At 50.4% G+C, this 22,149-nt stretch carries 16 protein-coding genes; 9 read left to right on the top strand and 7 right to left on the bottom strand.

The window, feature by feature from the left end; translation table 11 throughout:
• The first annotated feature begins 117 nt into the window (after positions 1-117).
• Positions 118-1,231, top strand: a protein-coding gene (gene prfB / locus MKY97_RS25980; RefSeq protein ID WP_342553032.1) for a peptide chain release factor 2 whose coding sequence is annotated in 2 segments (ribosomal slippage) — positions 118-189 and positions 191-1,231 — 1,113 coding nt in all. Because the reading frame shifts where the segments join, the coding sequence is not laid out codon by codon here.
• Between the two features lie 127 nt (positions 1,232-1,358).
• Positions 1,359-2,267, top strand: coding sequence for a YitT family protein (locus tag MKY97_RS25975; protein WP_342553031.1), 909 nt, complete (start codon positions 1,359-1,361; stop codon positions 2,265-2,267).
• Positions 2,268-2,443: 176 nt separating this feature from the next.
• On the opposite strand, the gene cls is transcribed toward MKY97_RS25975, so the two are convergent.
• Complete coding sequence (gene cls / locus MKY97_RS25970) at positions 2,444-3,892, bottom strand: cardiolipin synthase (protein WP_342553030.1); 1,449 nt, start codon at positions 3,890-3,892, stop codon at positions 2,444-2,446.
• A 331-nt stretch (positions 3,893-4,223) separates the two neighbouring features.
• Here cls and argC point away from each other — a divergent pair, with 331 nt between their 5' ends.
• The 7 genes from argC (at position 4,224) to argH (ending at position 13,820) form a co-directional block, all read left to right on the top strand.
• On the top strand, positions 4,224-5,273 hold the full coding sequence (gene argC, locus MKY97_RS25965; protein ID WP_342553029.1) for an N-acetyl-gamma-glutamyl-phosphate reductase: 1,050 nt from the start codon (positions 4,224-4,226) through the stop codon (positions 5,271-5,273).
• A gap of 162 nt (positions 5,274-5,435) precedes the next feature.
• Complete coding sequence (gene argJ / locus MKY97_RS25960) at positions 5,436-6,662, top strand: bifunctional glutamate N-acetyltransferase/amino-acid acetyltransferase ArgJ (RefSeq protein WP_342556456.1); 1,227 nt, start codon at positions 5,436-5,438, stop codon at positions 6,660-6,662.
• A 470-nt stretch (positions 6,663-7,132) separates the two neighbouring features.
• Positions 7,133-7,978 (top strand): acetylglutamate kinase, encoded by an 846-nt coding sequence (argB, locus tag MKY97_RS25955; protein ID WP_342553028.1) that lies wholly within the window; start codon positions 7,133-7,135, stop codon positions 7,976-7,978.
• A 467-nt stretch (positions 7,979-8,445) separates the two neighbouring features.
• A complete protein-coding gene (locus MKY97_RS25950; protein WP_342553027.1) occupies positions 8,446-9,699 on the top strand; it encodes an aspartate aminotransferase family protein in 1,254 nt (417 codons plus the stop codon).
• Positions 9,700-9,952: 253 nt separating this feature from the next.
• Entirely contained in the window at positions 9,953-10,918 is a 966-nt protein-coding gene (argF, locus tag MKY97_RS25945; protein ID WP_342553026.1) for an ornithine carbamoyltransferase, read from the top strand.
• Between the two features lie 156 nt (positions 10,919-11,074).
• A complete protein-coding gene (locus tag MKY97_RS25940; protein ID WP_090922968.1) occupies positions 11,075-12,310 on the top strand; it encodes an argininosuccinate synthase in 1,236 nt (411 codons plus the stop codon).
• Positions 12,311-12,416: 106 nt separating this feature from the next.
• Complete coding sequence (gene argH, locus MKY97_RS25935; RefSeq protein WP_342553025.1) at positions 12,417-13,820, top strand: argininosuccinate lyase; 1,404 nt, start codon at positions 12,417-12,419, stop codon at positions 13,818-13,820.
• A gap of 130 nt (positions 13,821-13,950) precedes the next feature.
• On the opposite strand, the gene MKY97_RS25930 is transcribed toward argH, so the two are convergent.
• The 6 genes from MKY97_RS25930 to MKY97_RS25905 form a co-directional block, all read right to left on the bottom strand.
• Positions 13,951-15,306 (bottom strand): allantoinase, encoded by a 1,356-nt coding sequence (locus MKY97_RS25930; protein ID WP_342553024.1) that lies wholly within the window; start codon positions 15,304-15,306, stop codon positions 13,951-13,953.
• A gap of 68 nt (positions 15,307-15,374) precedes the next feature.
• Entirely contained in the window at positions 15,375-16,769 is a 1,395-nt protein-coding gene (locus tag MKY97_RS25925) for an NCS1 family transporter (RefSeq protein ID WP_342553023.1), read from the bottom strand.
• 327 nt (positions 16,770-17,096) lie between these two features.
• Entirely contained in the window at positions 17,097-17,957 is an 861-nt protein-coding gene (locus MKY97_RS25920; RefSeq protein WP_342553022.1) for a fumarylacetoacetate hydrolase family protein, read from the bottom strand.
• Positions 17,954-19,285 (bottom strand): amidase family protein, encoded by a 1,332-nt coding sequence (locus tag MKY97_RS25915; RefSeq protein WP_342553021.1) that lies wholly within the window; start codon positions 19,283-19,285, stop codon positions 17,954-17,956. The genes MKY97_RS25920 and MKY97_RS25915 overlap by 4 nt, the downstream gene beginning before the upstream one ends.
• A complete protein-coding gene (locus tag MKY97_RS25910; RefSeq protein ID WP_342553020.1) occupies positions 19,282-20,625 on the bottom strand; it encodes a uracil/xanthine transporter in 1,344 nt (447 codons plus the stop codon). The genes MKY97_RS25915 and MKY97_RS25910 overlap by 4 nt, the downstream gene beginning before the upstream one ends.
• Positions 20,626-20,885: 260 nt before the next feature.
• Positions 20,886-22,136: an alanine--glyoxylate aminotransferase family protein gene (locus tag MKY97_RS25905; RefSeq protein WP_342553019.1), complete on the bottom strand. Its 1,251-nt coding sequence runs from the start codon at positions 22,134-22,136 to the stop codon at positions 20,886-20,888.
• Between the last annotated feature and the right edge of the window lie 13 nt (positions 22,137-22,149).

Raw genomic sequence — 22,149 nt, 5'->3', positions numbered from 1 at the left:
CGTGCCTGCTGGTAACAGTATGCGCAGAGCTTGCGGTATAATGTATCCGGGACTTGATCTTGATCATTGAACTTCCCGGATGCGGGGAGCTTATCTTAATGAAAAGAGGAATTGCACATGATTGATCCAAGCGTGAAGCAGGACCTGCGTGAAATAGGCAAGAAATTAACAAACCTTAGGGGGTCTCTTTGACTTAGATCTCAAACAAGAGATGATTGAGAACTTCGAAGAGAAGATGTCGGCTCCAGACTTCTGGGATGACAACGAGAAAGCACAAGCCCTTATTGCCGAGATGAATGCAGTGAAAGGGTCGGTAGATCAATACGCGAAGCTGCAGCAGGATTACGACGATGCCTTGATGATGGCTGAGCTGGCCGATGAAGAAGGAGACGAAGAACTGGCAGCCGAGATTGGTAACAGTGTCGCCGCCATGGTAAGCAAGTTGGAAGATTTCGAGCTGCAGCTGCTTCTGAATCAGCCGTATGACAAAATGAATGCCATTCTTGAGCTTCACCCGGGGGCTGGCGGTACCGAGTCGCAGGACTGGGGACAGATGCTGCTTCGGATGTATACACGCTGGGCGGAGAAGCGCGGCTTCAAGGTTGAGGTGCTGGATTACCTTCCGGGTGACGAGGCTGGGATCAAAAGTGTGACACTGTCCATTAAGGGACATAATGCTTACGGGTATCTGAAAGCAGAGAAAGGTGTTCACCGTCTGGTGCGGATTTCTCCTTTTGACTCATCGGGCCGCAGACATACGTCCTTCGTATCCTGTGATGTCGTGCCGGAGATTGACGATACAATCGAGATTGACATCCGGACCGAAGACCTCAAGATCGACACTTACCGTGCGAGCGGTGCGGGTGGACAGCACATTAACACCACCGACTCAGCCGTGCGGATTACACATATCCCGACCGGAGTGGTTGTCACCTGTCAGAATGAACGTTCACAGATCAAAAACCGTGAGCGCGCGATGACAATGCTTCGTTCGAAATTGTATGAGCGCAAAATTGAAGAGCAAAAACAACAGCTGGACGAAATCCGAGGGGATCAGTCGGAAATTTCGTGGGGAAGCCAGATTCGCTCCTATGTATTCCATCCCTATAGTATGGTAAAGGATCACCGTACAAGTGTAGAGACAGGAAATACAGGAGCGGTTATGGACGGCGACCTCGATGCATTCATCGACGGTTATTTGCGCAGCCAAATTAAAGTAGAGACCGATTAAATACAAGTTCCTGTATGGACCCGTGCGCGTAGGCGTATGCTGGTGTATACAGGGGCTTTTTTTTGAACATTTTTATGAAATATGAAGAAGATCATGGATACGTTATATAAAAGGAGAGCACGACAGCATGCAGGAACAGCAGCATTTATATCCTCAACGTAAAAAGAGGTTAACCACCTTCATTCCCCTTAATGGGCCATGGCGAAATGTCATTGATACCCTGCTTATTATCGTAGGTTCGTTTTTGATTGCAGCGGCCTTTAACTTATTTTTATTACCCAATCAAATCGCGTCCGGTGGTGTATCTGGTCTGTCGATTCTGGGAGACGAATGGCTTGGCTGGGAACCGGCGTATACTCAATGGGCCATTAATATTCCGCTGTTGATTGCAGGTTTTCTGCTTATCGGCAAACAGTACGGTTTGCGTTCCATCCTTGGCAGTATCGTGCTGCCGCTCTTTGTGTATCTAACCAGTCACTGGGAGATTCCGACCGCGAATCCGCTGCTTGGCTCGCTGTATGGCGGCATTGGCGTTGGTCTGGGCATCGGGATTGTGTACAGGGGCAGAGGATCAACCGGGGGGATGAGCATTCTGGCTCGTATCGTGCAGAAGTACAGCGGCCTAAGTTATTCCCTGTGTGTTGTCATCATGGATGCGACGGTGATTATTCTGGCAGCCTTTGTGCTGTCACTGGAACAGTCTTTATATGCATTAATCGGGTTATATGTGACGGGGAAAGTTATTGATGCCGTGGAGATGGGGCTTGGATATTCAAAGGTCGCGTATATTATTTCCAACCAGACGGAACCGATTACCAAAGTTATTCTGGCTGATCTGGATCGAGGACTGACCAAACTGGAGGCCAAAGGTGGATATACAGATGACCAGCGGACCGTGCTGATGGTAGTCGTTGGGCAGAATGAAGTGCCGAGACTGAAAACGCTGATCCGGTCCGTGGACCCGGCGGCTTTTGTCATCATCAGTAATGCGCACGAGGTGCTTGGAGAGGGCTTTAAGCGAGGCGAGCATATTTAGAAAATTTAAAAACAAACCTAAAAAAGCAGATACTCCCTCGCCCATCAACCGGGTGAAGCAGTATCTGCTTTTGCTATTAAGGAGATGTAATCCAGACTAAGCAGGTTATTCTGGCATCTTAACGTCTGAGTGCCTGCTTAAATCATGTTAGGTTATTTATACAGCCATACCCGAGTTTACAGGATTGGAGACAGCAGACGGGATATAGCTTCCTTGAAACGGATCACGAGACTGCGGCTCAGGTATTCCTCCAGTGTCAGCTCCCGCGATACGTGCAGGTCATGCTCGAAGGTCTGCACAAGCGTTGTTGCAATCGTTTCGTCATACATAAAAGCGTTGACCTCAAAGTTTAACCGGAAACTGCGATAGTCTATGTTGGCAGTCCCGACGGAAGCCACCAGACTGTCGATAATCAGTGTTTTGGCGTGAATAAATCCATTATCGTAGATAAACGCTTTGGCACCTACTTTTAACAGCTCTCCGATGTAAGACAGCGTGGCCCAGTAGACAAAGGCATGATCCGGTTTATTGGGAATCATAATACGAACATCGATACCTGACAGGCACGCCAGACGTATGGCTTCGAATACACTGGCATCCGGGATGAAATAAGGCGTCTGGATCAGAATCGAATGTTTGGCCCCGTTAATCATCTTCAGATAACTGTTCTTGATGTGTTCGATCTCGGCGTCCGGTCCGCTGGACACGATCTGCATAGCCGTTTGGCCGGAACCCTCAATATAAGGGAAGTGAGCAGGAACGTACGGCGTGTCATGCTGTTTGGAAGCCTCGTTCCAGTCGAGCAGGAAACGTGTCTGCAGTGCATGCACCGCATTACCTCGTATTCGCAGATGAGTGTCGCGCCAGTAACCAAACTTTGAATTCAATCCGAGATACTCATCACCCACATTGAACCCGCCAGTATAACCGAGATTACCATCAATGATAACAATTTTACGGTGGTTGCGGTAGTTCATCCTAAGGTTGATGAGGCTGAATTTGGATGGGAAAAAGACTTCCACCAGTCCGCCCGCTTCGCGCAGTTCTTTGAAAAAGCGATTCCTCACTCGCCGCGAGCCAAGCGCGTCATAGAGCAGACGGACTTTCACGCCTTCGCGCGCTTTGCGGATCAGCGCATCCCGGATTCTTTTGCCCAGTGTGTCCCCCCGATAAATGTAATACTGCACGTGCACATGGTCCTGTGCTGCCTCAATATCATCCAGAAGCCGCTGAAACTTGTCTGTTCCATCGGTAATGATCTCAACGGCATTATCCTCCGTCACGAGCGCACCGTTCTGCTTGAGGTTCATGTAGATCATGTCCTGACTGCTCTCGGTGGCTTTGTTGGAGAAAGGGGTGCGGTTATCCTGCAGCTGGGCAAGCTGCGCTTCGATTCGTTCCTCCAGGCCGAGCTTCTTGCGCTCTTTCCATTGGAAGAGACGGTAACGGGTCAGATTCTGGCCCGTCAAAAGATAAAGGATGAACCCGAAGACCGGAATAAAATTCAATACCAGCAGCCAAGCCCAGGAAGCACTGGCGTCCTTGCGTTCAAAGAAGACGACTGCGGCAGCGAAGATGATATTCAGTCCCAGGAGCACAATAAGTAAAATGGATTCGATATGCACTTTAGTCCCCCATGTCTCATAATGACCTTCGGAGTCGAGTTCAATTTAGCCTTTCATGACAAGGTGTATATGAGAACAAGACTCTGTATGTAATCTTTCCTGCTACTATGTATTTTAACAGAAGAAACCCTGTTCGTCCCGAAGGGAAAAAGATATCGTTCGGATTTGTTGGGAATCCGTGTTAAATTCATGATAGAGTGTTGTATTTATATAACTAGAGTCGTATAATAATACACAAATATGCATAGAAGCGACGGAATTGCCTGCTCAAGCTTTGACGAGCAAGGAGCGGGGCATATGCAGCGCATACAACAGGGATGGGGGAGCGAGAGTGAATAACAAATTAAGAGTGGCAATCGTCGGTTCCACCGGCTACGGCGGGGTGGAACTGATTCGTTTTTTTCAGAATCATCCGCAGGTTGAAATTACATCGGTAATCTCTTCATCGAGCAGCGGGGAGTCCATCGCTGATGGATTTCCGCATTTGACGGATGTGATTCGCAGGCCGCTCGACGGTGTCGATCCGGGAGAGATCGCAAGTCGTGCAGATCTCGTATTCACCGCGACCCCGTCTGGCGTAAGCGCCAAGCTCGTACCGAGTTTGCTGGAGGCCGGGCTGAAAGTGATTGACCTGTCTGGTGATTTCCGTTTGAAGGACGGATCGGTATATGAGCAGTGGTACAAACACCCTGCCCCGTCAGCGGATCTGCTGGAGAAGGCTGTATACGGTATGGCTGAGGTGTACGGAGATGAAGTGAAGGGCAAAGATTTCATATCCAACCCGGGCTGTTATCCGACAGCTACGCTGCTGGGTCTGATTCCCGCGGTGGAAGCAGGTTGGATTGATCCATCGACCATCATTATCGATGCAAAATCAGGCGTATCCGGTGCAGGGCGCGGAACCAGCCTGACCAGCCATTACGCAGAAATGAATGAAAATTTTAAAGCGTACAAATTGAATAAACATCAGCATATTCCTGAGATCGAGCAGGTTCTTGGCAGTATTACCGGAAGCCCTGTGACCGTAACCTTTACGACGCAGCTTGTACCCATGACACGCGGCATTATGAGTACAATGTATGCCAAGCTGACGGGCGAGCACAGTGATCGGGAGATTGTGGATTTATACCGTAAATATTATGAGAACAGACCTTTCGTACGTGTGCGTGAACCAGGCATCTGGCCTTCGACGAAAGAAGTATCTGGATCGAACTACTGCGATATCGGATTTTCGGCAGACCCGCGGACCGGACGTTTGACGATCATTTCGGTAATCGACAACCTGGTGAAGGGTGCATCCGGGCAAGCAATTCAAAATATGAACCTGATGATGGGATGGGAGGAGAACCTCGGGCTGAACATGACACCGGTATATCCATAAGAATGTGACGAGTGAACATCGCAGAGGGAGCGCAAGCGCAAGCAAGCGGTGTTTCATTTGGGAGTCACACAGCATGGGCAGCAGCTGGGCAGTTTCGGTTAAAGCAGGCGGTTCATCAGCATATGGCTGAACGCATACGGGGGATACGATATGGGAACAAAAGTGGAGCAGCAGGCTTTTACGATCATTGAAAATGGAACAATTGTAACGCCAGGCGGTTTTACAGCAGGTGGACTGCACTGCGGTTTGAAAAAAACATCACGCAACGACATCGGAGCCATCCGCTGTGACATTCCTGCGACGGCTGCAGCGGTATACACAACCAACGTGTTTCAGGCTGCGCCGCTCAAAGTCACTCGGGAGAGTCTGAGCAACGGGCGTCTGCAGGCTGTGATCGTGAACAGCGGTAACGCTAATGCATGTACAGGACAGCAGGGTGAAGAGGACGCGTATGCGATGCGTGCGGCAGCGGCTCGTGAACTGGGTGTGGCTGAAGAGGACGTGGCTGTGGCTTCCACAGGGGTTATTGGCGAACTGCTCAAGATGGATGCGGTGCATTCGGGTATCGCAGCTCTTCCGGAGCAGCTGGGCAAGGAAACGAACGAAGCGGAGCAATTTTCACAAGCGATTCTGACTACCGATTTGGTGAAAAAGGAAGCCTGCGTTTCCGTCGTAGTCGGCGGCAAGACGGTAACGATTGCGGGAGCGGCCAAGGGCTCGGGAATGATTCATCCGAATATGGCCACAATGCTGGCGTTTATGACCTCGGACGCGGTCATCGGAGCAGAAGCGCTGCAGCGCCTGCTGCGCCAGGCGACTAACCATACATTCAACATGATTACCGTGGACGGTGATACCAGTACGAATGATATGCTCGTAGCGATGTCCAGCGGCTATGCAGGCAATGAAGAACTGACGATGGATCACCCGGATTGGGATGCATTCGCTGCCGGATTCACATACGTATGCCAGGTGCTCGCCAAAGCGATTGCCCGGGATGGTGAAGGTGCGACCAAACTGGTAGAAGTTGAAGTGACAGGTGCGGTTAGCGACGAATCTGCACAAGCCATTGCCAAAACCGTGATTGGCTCAAGCCTGGTAAAATCGGCCATGTTTGGTGCAGACGCGAACTGGGGGCGGATTATTGCTGCCGTGGGCCGTGCAGGCCAGCCGGTGAACCCGGATACAGTGGATATCCGTCTCGGAGACATTTCAGTGCTCGCACAGTCTCGTCCTGTTGTGTTTGATGAAGAAGCGGCGCTGGCCTACCTGCAGACCGACACGGTACGCATTGTAGTGGACCTGCATCACGGTGAAGGCAGCGCTGTAGCTTGGGGATGCGATCTGACGTATGACTATGTGCGCATTAATGCCGCGTACCGCACGTAAATAGAAGTTTTGTTATTTATAAGCGGTGTCTTAACTCATATCCCAACTCTAATCAAGTGAATCTGTTAATTGCATGTATCTCGATTGATCTGATTTTGATCAGATTGCCTTGATTCAGTGAGGTTGATTAGGCTTTCGAGATTGTATTGAAGTCATGTTGATTCTAAAAGGTATTGAACTCGCAGCTTGATCTCTAGAAAGCTGCATACCATCATAGATGTAAAATCAGTTATAAGGATTAAACTTTTAAATATAAAATAAACGAATGTAGTGGAAGAGGCGGAATCGATTCTGTAGAAGCGGAGCGTTCGCATGTGTCTCCGGGTTTTCCCTTTGGAAAAAGGGAATCGAAAAATCTGGAGGCAGCGGCGATCGAAAGAACGATCCGAATCTGGAACGGCTGGCGTTTATCTATATGTTTTATATAGGTGTTAATCCTTTATAACTCTATTAGGAAGGAGCTTTGCCTCATGAATTCAACATTGCCAAGCACAAACGGCAGTACTGCAGCGGAAGCAGGTACCGAGAAACAGATGTTTGTAATGAAATGCGGAGGCAGTACGCTGGCTGCACTGCCGGAATCCTTCTTTGCAGATCTGCGTGATCTGCAGACCTCGGGAAGTGGTCCGGTTATTGTTCATGGCGGCGGCCCGGCAATCTCTGATAATCTGGCGAAGCTTGGGATCGAAACCGAATTCGTGAACGGCCTGCGCAAAACAACCGAGCCTGTACTGGATGTAGTGGAGATGGTGCTGGCGGGCAGTATTAACAAACAGATCGTACGTTTGATCCAGCGTGTGGGCGGTCAGGCCTTGGGTGTGTCGGGTGTGGACGGCGGGCTGATCCAGGCGAAACCTGTATCGAATCACGCGGAGATCGGCTGGGTGGGTGACGTAACAAGTGTCAAAGCCGAGATTATCCAAGGGATCGTCAACATGGGTTATATGCCTGTTATTGCACCTGTGGGTGTAGATGCGAGCGGCCAGCGATACAATATTAACGCAGATACGGCTGCAGGAGCGGTCGCTTCTTATCTCGGTGTAAAGCGCATGATTGTAGTGACGGACGTTCCAGGCATTATGAAAACGGTGAATGGCGAGAAAAAAGTGCTGCCATCTGTATCTGTGCAGGAGATTGAGGATATGATCCAGACCGGCGAAATCTACGGCGGCATGATTCCAAAAGTACGCGCAGCGATTGCGTGCATTCACGGCGAGGTGCGCGAGGTTATTATCGTGGACGGCAGCGAACCGCAGATCCTGAGCCGTGTACTTGGCGGAGAGACAATCGGCACACGTATTATGCGAATGCAGTAGAATGCATTACGAAATTCACATTTAAGCTTTTGATTTATATAAAAAAAGAATTTGTACACGGCGTTTGTGAATCTATTCATAACACAATCGTGAAGAGGACAGAAAAAGCCTGAAGAAGCGAAGCTTTCGCACGTATCGTGGACTTTCACTCTTTATCATTCTTGAACTATTTGTTTACACAAAAACGGAGAGGACAGAAAAAACCTGAAAAAGCGAAGCGGTCGCCTTTATCACCGGATTTTCCCTTTATAAAAAAGGGATCGAAAAAATCTGGGGATAACAGCGATTGGAAGGTTATTCTGTCATCGGAGTGGTCAGTGTAAGCCGTCTTTAGTTCAATTATTATGATCCAAAAATCCTTGGATAAAAGCGATCAAAAGGTTATGTTATTTTTTCTTCGAAGTGGCCTAGTGTTATGTTTTTGATTCACCTTATACGTGTACGAATCGACAAGGAGTGATTTGCTCATGGCAAAAGGCAGCGAACAGCCAGGTTCTGGCACAGCAGTAGCGGGCGCAGCAGGAACAGGTGCAGCGGCACAGACGGAAAGCTCGCTTTTTCAAACATATGCACGGTATCCAATCAGTTTGGTTAAAGGTAAAGGCAGCTGGTTATGGGATGATCAGGGGAACCGCTATCTCGATTTCATGTGCGGACTTGCTGTAACGAGCCTGGGCCATGCACCGGAGAAAGTGGGAGCGAAGCTGAAAGCGCAGATCGATGAGCTGTGGCACGTATCCAACCTGTTTCAGATTCCAGGTCAGGAAAAGGCAGCCGCTTTGCTGACGGCCAACACCTGCGCAGATGCGGTCTTTTTCTGCAACAGTGGCGCTGAGGCGAATGAAGCGGCGATCAAGGTGGCTCGGCGTTATCAGCAGAAGGTGAAAGGCGAAGAGCGGTACGAAGTCATTACCTTTGCGCAATCGTTCCATGGACGGACACTGGCAACGCTGACGGCAACTGGACAGGATAAGGTGAAAGAAGGATTTTTGCCGCTGCCAGCTGGATTTGTAACCGTGCCATTGCACGATATTCCTGCACTTGAAGCGGCGATTGGACCAAAAACAGCAGCGATTATGCTGGAGATGGTCCAGGCAGAAGGCGGCGTTTATCCGGTGGAGCCGGAATTTGTGAAGCATGTGCGTAAACTGTGCGACGAGCACGGATTGCTGATGATTGTAGACGAAGTGCAGACAGGTATGGGACGGACAGGTAAGCTGTTTGCTCACGAGCACTACGGTGTTGAACCGGACGTGTTCACCGTTGCGAAAGGCATCGGTAGTGGATTCCCTGTTGGCGCAATGCTGGGTAAGGGGTTCCTGCGTGATGCATTTACACCGGGCAGCCATGCAACGACATTTGGTGGTACACCGCTTGCTTCCTCTGTCGTTATTGCAACGATCGAGACGATGCTGGAGGATCGTTTGCCGGAGCGTGCAGCCGAGATGGGCGACTATCTGATGACGTCTTTGCGCAATCGTTTGGCAGGCAGTTCTTTTGTGAAAGAAGTGCGCGGCATGGGCCTGCTGGTGGGTATTGAGTGTGCAGAGCCCGTCGGAGATATCGTGCTGGCAGGACAGAAACGCGGCATTTTGTTTGTATCGGCAGGCCCTAACGTCATTCGTCTGCTTCCTAACCTTTATGTAAGTAAAGAAGAGATCGACGAGGCAGTGTCCTTGGTAGCGGCGTTAATCGAGGAACACGCTGCGGCGAAAGCCTGATCGCATGAAAAAATAAAATACTGACCGGGGCCGTCATGGCCCCCGGCGCAGATTAAAGTGAAAGAATCCCTGCAGCCGCATGGTAATCAGCGCAGAAGCAGCAGAGGTTGACGATCCACCCGCAGTATGGACTGAACGCCGGATTTGCTCTACCTGGGCTGATATGGAGAGGTCTGATTCAGCCAAGTCAGACGAGGATGTGAAACTTCTGCCCATGCGGGTGCAGGGAACCGGAAATGAGGAGGAACTAATCATGGCATTACAACACACAGACAAGGTTCAGAAAGTTGACCTGAGAGGCCGGGATTTCATTGAATTCACGGACTATACGGCAGAAGAAATTCGTTACCTGCTGGATCTCGCGATTGAGATTAAAGGCAAGCAAAAAAGCGGTGTACCGTTCCAGCCCCTGAAGGGCAAAACGATCGGACTTATTTTTGAAAAATCATCCACACGTACGCGTGTATCCTTTGAAGTCGGTATGTTCCAACTGGGCGGACACGCATTGTTCCTGAGCAAAAACGACATTCAGCTGGGACGCGGCGAGACAACGCATGATACGGCCAAAGTGTTGTCCCGTTACCTCGACGGCATTATGATTCGTACGTTTGGACACCATAATGTGATTGAACTGGCAGAACATGCGGATGTTCCGGTGATTAACGGCCTGAGCGATGCAGCACATCCATGTCAGGTGCTGGCGGATTTCCAAACCGTGCTGGAGCATAAAGGCAAGCTGGCGGGCCTGAAGATGGCTTATGTCGGTGACGGCAACAATATGGCGCACTCTCTGATGCTGGGCGCAGCCAAAATGGGTATGCACGTTGCGGTGGCAACACCGGAAGGATATGAGCCGGACAGCACTGTGGTCGAGCAAGCTCGTGCGATTGCACAGGAGAGCGGCTCCGAAGTGCTTGTAACCTACAGTGCACAGGAAGCCGTGAAAGATGCCGATATTGTGTATACGGATGTATGGGCGAGCATGGGCTTTGAAGAAGAACAGAAGATTCGTGAGCAGGCATTTGCGGCGTATCAGGTCGATGAGGAACTGATGAAAGGTGCCAAGCCGGACTACATGTTCCTACACTGCCTGCCAGCACACCGCGGCGAAGAAGTGAGCGCAGGAGTCATTGACGGTCCGAACTCTCTAATCTTTGATCAGGCGGAGAATCGTCTGCACGCACAAAAGGCTTTGATGGCTGCGTTGATGAGCGAATAGTCGCGATTTGCGGCAATGGGTTGATTTTACACGCCAATTTGGCGATGATAGATAAAATATATTCATAACTTAAACTTGAACATACACGTAACGGAAATTACAGTGGATGAGCAAGGGTTTGATTATCGTAATTGATCTTGGGGAGGACCATACCACATGGCTAAGGAAAAAATCGTACTCGCCTATTCCGGCGGGTTGGACACATCAGTAATTTTGAAATGGCTGAAAGAAACGTATGATGCCGAGATTATCGCGTTTACCGCGGATATCGGTCAGAAGGATGAACTCGACGGTTTGGAGGAAAAAGCACTCGCTACGGGCGCTTCCAAAGTATACATCGATGATCTGCGCGACGAGTTCGCCAAAGATTTTATCTATCCGATGTTTCAGGCTGGTGCCCTTTATGAAGGTCAATACCTGCTCGGTACGAGTATCGCACGTCCACTTATCGCTAAACGTATGGTCGATATCGCTCGCGCGGAAGGTGCTACAGCGATTGCTCACGGCGCTACGGGTAAAGGAAATGACCAGGTTCGTTTTGAGTTGAACGCAGCTGCGCTTACACCGGACATTCAAGTGATTGCGCCTTGGCGTCTGGAAGAGTTCCGCAATCAGTTCCCGGGACGTGCCGAGATGATCGCTTACGCTGAAAAACATGGCATTCCGGTTACCGCTTCTGCGGCGAAACCTTACTCCACGGACCGCAACCTGCTGCATATCAGCTATGAGAGTGGTGTGCTTGAAGATCCTTGGTTTGATCCGAGCGCGGACGAGAACAAAGATATGTTCCTGCTGAGCAGTGCACCTGAAGATGCACCGGATCAACCGGAGTACCTCGAACTGGAGTTTGAACAAGGGGACTGTGTTGCCCTGAACGGCGAGCGTTTGAGCCCATTGCAGGTGATGGAGCAGCTGAATGAGCTTGGCGGCAAACACGGCATCGGCCGTGTAGACATGGTAGAGAACCGTTTTGTCGGCATGAAGAGCCGCGGCGTATACGAAACACCAGGTGGAACGATCCTGTTCACGGCACATCGCAAAATGGAATCCATCACGATGGATCGTGAAGTGATGAACCTGCGTGACAGCTTGATTACACGTTACAGCACGCTCGTATACAATGGTTTCTGGTTTGCGCCGGAACGTCTTGCGCTGCAGGCGCTCGTAACGGAAAGTCAGAAGAACGTAACGGGTACAGTTCGTGTGAAATTGTACAAAGGAAACGTCATCGGCGCAGGCGTGAAAAGCCCTGTCAGCCTGTACAATCCGGACATTGCGACCATGGAAGCAGATCCATCGGAGGCATATGATCAGGGAGATGCAACAGGCTTTATCCGCCTGAATGCACTGCGCTTGAAAGTACATTCCGGTGTGGAGCAAAATAAAAAATAATTGGCGGCGTGTGTGGCACGCTGTATCATAATTAATGACAAGGCAGGCCGTTCTTGCACATTCTGGCAGGGGCGGCTTTGTCCATGAGCGAAAGGGGATACTCACTGTGAGCAAGCTGTGGGGAGGACGTTTTACGAAGCAAACCAACCATCTGGTTGAAGAATATACCGCATCCATTAACTTTGACAAAGCATTGGCGGAAGAAGATATTCAAGGCAGTCTGGCCCATGTAACGATGCTGGGCAAATGCGGAATTTTGCCGGCAGAAGATGTGGAAACGATCAAAGAAGGCCTAATTACCGTTTTGCATAAAATCCGTGCAGGTGAAGTGGAGTTCTCCGTATCGGACGAAGACATCCACATGAATATTGAGAAAAACCTGATCGAAACGATCGGTCCTGTCGGCGGCAAACTGCATACAGGCCGCAGCCGGAATGACCAAGTGGCAACCGACATGCATTTGTATCTGCGTGAGCGTGTAATTGGGTTCGTAGGCATGCTCTATGCGCTGCAGGAATCGCTGATTGAACAGGCCAAAGACAACTTGGATACCATTGTGCCAGGTTACACGCATTTACAGCGGGCACAGCCGATTTTGTTTGCACATCACCTGATGGCGTATGTATCGATGTTCCAACGCGATGCGGAGCGTCTGATGGACAGTTACAAACGGATTAACGTACTGCCGCTGGGAGCAGGGGCTCTTGCAGGTACAACGTTCCCGATTGACCGTCATTTTGTAGCAGAGCAGCTTGGTTTTGACGGTGTATACGAGAATAGTCTGGATGCGGTAAGTGACCGTGACTTCATCGTGGAATTTCTGGCGGCCGCTTCCCTGATCATGACTCACTTGTCCCGTCTGAGTGAGGAATTGGTGCTGTGGAGCAGCACGGAGTTTGGTTTTGTAGAGCTGGATGATGCGTTCTGCACAGGCAGCAGCATTATGCCGCAGAAGAAGAATCCGGATGTACCCGAACTCGTTCGTGGTAAAACAGGGCGTGTATACGGCAATCTCATCGGATTGCTGACCGTGTTGAAATCACTTCCACTGGCCTACAACAAGGACATGCAGGAAGACAAAGAAGGCATGTTCGATACGGTAGCAACTCTGGAAGGTGCGCTCCAGTTATTCGCTCCAATGATTGCTACGATGAAAGTGAACAAAGATCGTATGCGTCAAGCGGTGAATCAGGACTTCTCCAATGCAACAGATATTGCCGATTTCCTCGTAGGAGAGGGTCTGCCTTTCCGTCAAGCACATGAGGTAATTGGTAAAACGGTACTGTACTGCATCCAGAACGGCAAATATCTGCTTGATCTCACGATTGATGAATTCAAGCAGTTCTCACCGCTGTTCGATGACCGAATCTACGATGTGCTGCAGCCGGAAGCGGTAGTTAACGCTCGGAATGTATATGGCGGTACAGCGTCGGGCCAAGTAGCAGAGGCTATTGCTCGCAGCGAGAAGCTGCTTGCCCAAACGGAGCAGTGGGTTGAAAACCGGGGCTGAGGCTTGGGGATAATCTGATGTACTGAAATAGATGTACAGAAAATAAAGTGCGGAAATAAAGTGCCAAAAAAGAAGCTTGTTCGGGAATTTAAGTTCTCCGGACATGCTTCTTTTTTGGTTTTTTGGTCCTCTAAGGCTTTTGCCAGCTGCCTTCTTTTATAGAGGTGAGTACCTCACCATTCCGAACAACGATGTGTCCGCGGACAATTGTGCCTGCCACACCGGAAGGGAAGGTGTGACCCATATAGAGACTCTGTTTATGCTTTGCATGATAGTTATCTTCCGTGACGGTAAAGGGTTCATTCAGATTTACGATGGCAAAGTCTGCATCCATACCGACGGCAATGCTGCCCTTACGATCTGCGAGGCCAAAGCGAGCTGCCGGATTTGAAGCAGTCCAAGCTGCGACATGGTCGAGTGAAATGCTGTGTGCCAGTGCGAGTTCGAGTGCCGAGAGCAGCGTGAATTGTCCACCGCTGATTCCGCCCCAAGCTTGGAAGAGGTTGTAGTCCTTCGGGTCCTTCATCTCGTAAGGACAGGGTGAATGATCTGAAGACAGCATATCGAACTTACCTTCGATCAGGAGAGAAATCAGCCGCTGCTGCTCTTCCGCTTCCCGCAGCGGAGGGGCACATTTGGCGATCGTCCCTTTCTCCCGCAGGCTGTCGTGGTTATAGAGCAGATAATGCGGACAGGTTTCCACAGTGACGTTCATACCGCGTGCTTTGGCTGCCTCGATTCTAGATACGGCAGATGCAGAGCTGATATGAACAAAATGCAGGGCGCAGCCTGTAATTTCGGAGTAGTAAAGCGCGCGCTCAACGGCTTCCACTTCCGCGAGGATCGGTCGTGTCTCCAGATAGTCATCGGCGGAGACAAGCCCTGCCGTCTCCTTTTCAGCTTTTAGCCAGTTCGTAATGGCCGCGCTTTCTGAATGCAGAGCGAGAATTTTACCGAGGGCCGCAATCTTTTTCATACCCGTCAGCAGGGTCATGTCATCAACGGCTTCGAATTCTTTGTTGCCGGTGGTCGACAGAAAGGCTTTGAAGCCAATGACGCCAGATGCAGCTAACGGCTGCAGATCCTCTTCGTTACCAGGTACGAGTCCACCCCAGAGGCCGAAATCGACGAGCGATTTTTCACTGCCGATCTTTGCCTTTTCCAGAAGTGCTTCTTCCGTGACTGTGGAGGGGATTCCGTTGAGCGGCATATCGAAAAAGGTGGTACAGCCGCCTGCGGCCATCATGGCCGATCCGGTTGTGAATCCTTCCCAGTGCTCCCGGCCTGGTTCGCTGAAATGCACGTGTACATCAATCATGCCCGGGAGCACATGCTGTCCGGCAGCATCCCACTCCTGTATAGTTTCCCCCTCTAATGCAGCGGCAATCGCCGCAATCTTTCCATCCCTCACCCCGATATCCACTTGCGTAACCCGGTCCGGCAGCACCACACTTCCGCCGCGTATGATCAGATCATAATGTTCCATAGACATCTCTCTCCTCTTTGGTTATGTTTGAATTGTATGGCTCTGGCGGTGAAGTCAGGCCTATTCGTTTATTCGTAGATGGTGCCTTTCTTGAATGAGGAGCCTTTGAAGGCGAACTTGCTCAGCAGTACATAAGCAAGGCCAGCTGTCATAAATCCGATGATCCAGCCGATATCAACGAGCAGGAAGGCGGCTCCGGCCCCGATCAGCATGGCTATCAAGGCACTTGGGTTATATCCTTTAAACGAGCCGTTATCCAGGTATAATTCTGCTGTATTAACCTTCTGTTTACGCAGGATATAATATTCGACCAGCATGATCGCCACAATGGGGCCGAGGAAAGCAGAGTAGATCAGAATGAACGTATTCAAACCTTGAGCCGAGGAATCCTGTACGAGTACCCACGGGAAGGAACAGAGGGCAAGTACGCCGGTGATGGTGACGGATGCTTTGTATTTGAGCTTGGTGACAAGCGAGATGACGTAAGCGGGTGGAACGATGTTGGCGACCATGTTAACAGCAACAGCGCCAATGACAATGAAGGCTGAAACAAATACAGTGATATAGGGGTTGTCCACAATAACAGCGAAGGCTTTGACTGGATTGGAGATGCCTGTTGCTGCGGCCATCATCGCCCCGATGGTCAGGACAAAGCCATAAGCGATAACGATCGGGAAGAAGTACAGCATACTGCGCTTTTTATCACTCATACCGCTTTTCAGTTCACGGGAATAATCACCTGCGCTTAGGAAGATGGCTGCATAATTACCCAGGAATACCATGATGAAAGCGAAGAATGGAAGTCCCCATGTGCCTTTTGCATTCACCCAATTTTGAGTGATTGCTGTGCTGTGAGAGTTGAGCAGAATGCTGAATACATAGACCAGTGCCAACATAATGACTACGGAAGCAAGGGTCTCTACCCACTTGATTGCGTGAAAGCCGTAAAGGGACAGGACGATCTGAACCGCCTGCAGCAGGACGAAACAAACGGGGATGTTATCGAAGCTTCCTCCGCTAAGCACTTTAACAATTTCGTTCAGTGCTGTTGCGCCGACCCAGCTTTGGAAACCGTACCAGACAATAGCGGGCACGCCGCGTAAAAATGAGGAGATGATGGACCCCTTGATGCCAAACGACATGCGCAGCTGTACGACATAGGGGATGCCTGTTCGATAACCGAAGCGGTCATTGAGAGCAAAGATCACCGAAATGATTGCAATGGCAATCATCGCAGCCACAAATGTTTGAAGCACATTGAGCGTGGCAGCGCCGGCGACGATGAGGCTGGCTCCAAGTGTCATGTTACCAAGGTTTACGCCATCCCCGATCCACATAAACATGTAGGGAACTGCTCCGATCGTTCGCTCACTCTCCCTTTTGGGTTTCAAGGAGTCGTCCACACTGATTTCTTCATGCAGCTGCGTCTGTTTCAATACTTGTCCTGCCAAATTAGTAGACATAATCCTGCCCCACTCCTCTTTGATATGGGGTGCCGCAAGGTTGGTCGATCTCTAGATTAATGAGCTGTTTCGTCCATTTCCTATCCGCACACCACAGATGATATAAGTTGTGTAAGGTTACATACCCAATTAGAGTTATGTAATCTTACACTTAATTTATATCTCTTATTTTATCACCTTGGTCACACAATTCATTGACAAAAACGTAGATTGTTATCGTAATTTCTGTTCAAATTGTATGAAAAAAGATGACGTGGAGTGTCATGTACTGATAATTGAATCCTATATACGAATTTTTCTGTTAATAATTCTTTAGATTGTTCGGAACTAGCCTTCTACCACATTGTCCAATGGTTTAAGTCCGACAATCCGGCACCCCACCGTGTCGCCCGCTTGAATGGTGACGGATCCGGGCGTACCCGTCAAAATGACATCTCCCGGATGAAGCGTCATCACTTTTGACAGGAAAGAAATCAAGTATGCCGGAGAAAAAATCATGCGATTAACGGTATTGCTGTGGGCGACGATGCCATTGTGCAAAGTCTCGATTTCAAGATCGTTCAGATTCCGGTATTCGTCAGGGGTGGAGAGGGAGGAGCCAAGGCTCAGAAAGGTATCAAAACTTTTGGCACGCTGCATAAACCGGGGATTGCGAGCATGGATCTCCTTGGCTGTCATATCAAGCGAGGTGGTGTAACCGGCGATGACGCTTAACGCCTCTTCCTCATGGATATTTCGGCAGGTCTGCCCGATGACAATCGCAAGTTCGGCCTCGGCTGTAATCTGTCCTGCTCCATCCGGTAAACGAATCGTTTCTCCGGCACCAATCAGTGAGGTATCAGGCTTGAGAAAGATTACGGGCTCATCTTCAGGTGGACGTCCGGATAATTCAATGGCTTTGGCCCAGTAGTTCATGCCTACACCTATGATTTTTCCTGGATGGCGGTACAGCGCACGATAACATACGTCAATTCCTGATAGACATGGTAATGATGTGAGATGCTCCTGTCCGCTGTGATCGTACCAGCGGCGGAGTTCGTTAAATTGATTTGTTTGGAGTAAAGCAAAGAGGTCTGTATCCCAGTTCGTGCCGAACTGCCCATTTACCCATGTCAGCGGAATAACACCTTGATCTGTCCACAAAGCAGCCTGTTCTTGGCCGCTAACCTCAATCGTTACCACTCTCATGCCTGCACCTCTTTTGTGAATTGCTTGGCTGTCCACTGCAATAATTTATGATCTGTATTTGCACCGCCGATAAAAGACAGTCCTAATGCCAGCCCGTCCGGACGAAACACGGGTACGGTAACCTGAGGTAAACCGGCAAGGCCTGCGATACACGAGAGCTGCATTGTTTTGGCACGGTAAGCCTCAGCCTCAGGACCTTTCAGCCCATGAAGCGGGGCTGGACCTGGTGCGGTTGGAATCGCCATCAGTCCTTGTTCTCCCAACAGTTCAACGAGTTTGCGCCGGACACGAGCTCGCAGCTCGGCTTCAGCTCTGCTTGCGGATTGTTCCAGTGAAAGTGCCCATTCGAAACGTTCTGCAATGCCTGGGCCAAATGTCGGGCTTTCCGCTGTCAGCCATTCGCGATGTTCTTGTGCAATTTCCAACCCTTGAAGAACACGAAATGCGGCTGACCAGTCTGCCAAGGTCTTGTCAGATTCGGTGAGCTTCATCACTGTATAGTGATCTGGCTGCCAGCCAGCGAGTTCATGTAACGTTTTGAGCAAAAGGGAACGGTCCTCTTCTTCTGGAAGGTTCCATGCTTCTGATGCGATATAGTAGTGAGTGAAAGGCGTCGTTCCTGTTTCAGAACGGTGGTGTTCAACCTCATTTCTGGCACTTGCCCTGAAATGGGATGCTGCAGCAGGGGGTTCTGGACGATCTTTCAGCAGGACAGTGCCTGCGTTGAGTAAAATACGTGCATCCCGACTCATCCACCCAATTGTATCGAAGCTTGGAGCAAGTGGAATGACCCCTGCTGCGGATACTGCTCCATGCGTAGGACGGAAGCCAAACAAGCCGCAGTATGAAGAGGGGATGCGTACAGAACCGCCAGTATCTGTTCCCACAGCAAAATCGGCCAGACCCGCTGCTGCTGCGACGGCTGAGCCGCTGGAAGAGCCGCCTGGAATCCGATCCGGCGCAAGGGGATTGATCGGTGTGCCGTAATGGGCATTCTCCCCGTTCAGGCTGTACATCAGTTCATCCGTTTGTGTCGTGCCTTCGAGGCCTGCACCATTTTCCAACAGAGTAAGAAGGGCTGGAGCGGTGGATGCCGCAGGGGAATGGGTGCGAAGCCAATCGGGATTGCCTGCTCCGCTTGTTTCTCCACCGATGTCGAAGACATCTTTGGCTGCAAAAGTCAGCCCGTTAAGCAAGCCGCTCTGAATGGGCTGCAGTCTGGTTCCTGCGTTCACATATGCTCCCCATGGGTCAGAGCGGAGTGTATCTGTTTTTTCCTTCGGATGGAGTGGGGTTACCTCCGCTTGTTTTTTGTCTGGAAGTTTCATCGTTGATCTCCTTTCGCTCTTAGATTAGGACTCATCGCACTCAGGTGCGGTCGGGAGCGGACTTGATTTAACGCTAATGCCAGTAAAATGCCTACCAACAGCCCGTTTCCAAGGAGTGGACGAAGCAGGGGAGGCAGTGTAATGAAAAATTCAGAAGGCAGGCCCATCACGATGATGCCTATAAATAAAGGTGCAGCTGTCCGGTAGAGATTTGCTGCATCCATATGAATCTGTCCGAAATATTGGAGAGATGAGCCGAGCAGGCGCAGATAAGTTACGAACAGTACAGCGCTTCCGATACTGAGGGGAAGCTGTGTCAGCAGACTGCTGACAGCCGGGATCAGACCGATCACCGCAAACAGCAGGCCGCCAATGACAAACGGAAGCCGCTCCCGAATCCGGGTTTGCTGGAGAAAACCGACAGATGATACATAAGGAGCGTAAGGGACGAGCCCGAGCAAACCTGATATTACAGCAAGCACGCCGCTGATTGTAAAGGAGCGTTTATACTGTTTGTTGGATGTTTCCTGTTCATATATATGATCTGTTCCCTTCAGTGCACCAAAGGTATTTGAAGTGTTAATCAGACCAGCGATAATCGCAATTGCGATAACGCCTGCATTCAGCCTGGTTGAAGGGCTGCCCAGTGGAAACCAGCCCATATCAAGTGTGCCTGTTCCGGGTGTTCCGCCTGCATCGGGGAAGACTGCTGTCTGCAGCATCCATCCGCCCAAAATGCCAATCAGCAGTGCATACTGAGCGATGGCTGGTTTTGCTTTTGCTGATAAGACCGCAGTGATAACAGCCACGAATGCTGCTGTCAGGAAAATGGCCGGCTGAATGGCGGACGTTTCCGCCGAGGAGCCTGGTGAAATGCCGAGCATGCCTTCAAGAAAAATGATATTCAGCCGGCAGCCGAGCAGGAACATGAATACAGCCATGACGCCTGGTGTAAACAATCTGGATAAGGGGACGGCGAGGCCGCAGATACCGATCAAAATAGTAATCACCCCGGAGATTAAGATGCCGACTGCCAGACTGCCTCCCAGTTCAGGCAGCGATATGCCCAGTGAAGGTGCGGCAGCGCTGAGGCTCAGAATGACGCCCCACCACAATCCGGACTGCCCCTCCATAACGGCTCTTCGATGTCCAAGTCCTGCTTGGATTACGCAGGCGATTCCGGTGAGGACAAACGAGCACTGGATCAGGAACTGGATTTTTTCCTGAGGTAGTGCAAATGCTGCTCCGACTGTAATAGGAATAACGACCGTGTTGGTAAATAAGAAAAATAGCCACTGCAGCCCCGCGATCCCGGAGCGCAAACTGTTAAGTTTAAACATGTTTCACCTTCCGTTGAAGCTCCGTTGAAAATGGTTCCGTGCATGAATGCAGTCCGTATATCTAACGAAGTCTGTATTGTACAAAAGGATTCCGGAAGTTCCGGAATCCTCTCTATATTGAAGAATAACTTTGCAGATCCTGTATCCTGTTTGTCCGGTCAGTCCAATACAAGCAGAGCGAATCATGGCGAACTTTTGGGGGATCTGCCAACCGTTTTTAACTCTATATTTCTTGTTATAACTAACCGTGTTAATTTGTCTCAATTATGTGCCGCTGCACCTGAATCTGCTTGTTCGTACACGTCAAGAGCTTCCTGCACTCCACGCCCGATGGCAATCGGCGCGCGATGCCGAATAAGTACAGCTTCGAGTGCGGACAGAACGAACAGCATGTTTTCCTTACGGCAGCTGTAGCCCATGGTGCCAATTCGCCAGATTTGACCGTGCAGCGGGCCAAAGGAACTGGCGATCTCAATGCCGAACTGGGTCAGCAGTGTCGTACGTACTGCCTCACCATCAATACCTGCCGGGATTTTGACACAGGTGACGACCGGGAGCTTCCAGGCTGTATCGTTGAACAGGTCAAGTCCCATGCCGCGAATGCCTGCCATGAGTGCTTGTTCATGCAGTTTGTGGCGCTTGAAACGTTCTTCGAGACCTTCCTCCAGCAAAATGCGCAGCCCTTCACGCAGGGCGTACAGCATGGATGTTGCCTCGGTATGGTGATTCAAACGGCGTGGTCCCCAGTAGTCCTGCAGCTGGCTCAGATCAAAATAGTTGCTGCGGATCGGATGGGCGACATCGCGATGGTCACTATCGAGTGCGACGCCGCGCTCTACTTTTTTTCGGCTGGTCAGAATACGTTCTACCCGCTCATTGTAGGTCAGTGGCGCCATGCCGGAGGGCACGGATATGCATTTCTGTGTGCCGCCAATTACGGCGTCAAGCTGCCATTCATCCACTTTGACGGGTACGCCGCCAATGGAAGCAACGGCATCAACTACGGTCAGTACACCGAGCTCCCGGCAGGCTGGGCCGATCTGATCCAGCGGCTGCATGCAGCCAGTTGACGTTTCGCCGTGTACGATTGCCAAAATTTTCGGCTGAACCCGTTTGACCTCGTCGATCACCGCCTGCTGGTCAAATACTTCTCCCCAAGAACACTCCATTAGATGAACTTCTGCACCATGGCGTTCGGCTATTTCAGTCAGCAGATGTCCAAATCGCCCGAATATGGGAATGAGTACTTTGTCGCCAGGTTCAATCAGGCTGCATAGTACGGCTTCCAGACCGGAACGTGAAGTACCATCGACCGGAAAAGCCCACTTGTTCTTCGTTTGGAATGTCTTCCGCAGCATGTCCATCGTTTCATTCATCATTCGAGTGAATTCCGGATCGAATTGGCCCAGAATGGGGGTTGCCATCGCCCGCAGCACTCTGGGGTCAACCTCGACGGGTCCTGGTGTCATAATTGTTCTTAATGGCGTGTGGATTTCCCGGTATTGTGTCATCTCGTTATCGCCT

Source organism: Paenibacillus sp. FSL R7-0652, from assembly GCF_038595045.1.
In the GTDB taxonomy this organism is placed as follows: domain Bacteria; phylum Bacillota; class Bacilli; order Paenibacillales; family Paenibacillaceae; genus Paenibacillus.
Note: the sequence above shows the minus strand (reverse complement) of the source record. Positions and strands in the feature narration are given on the sequence as shown.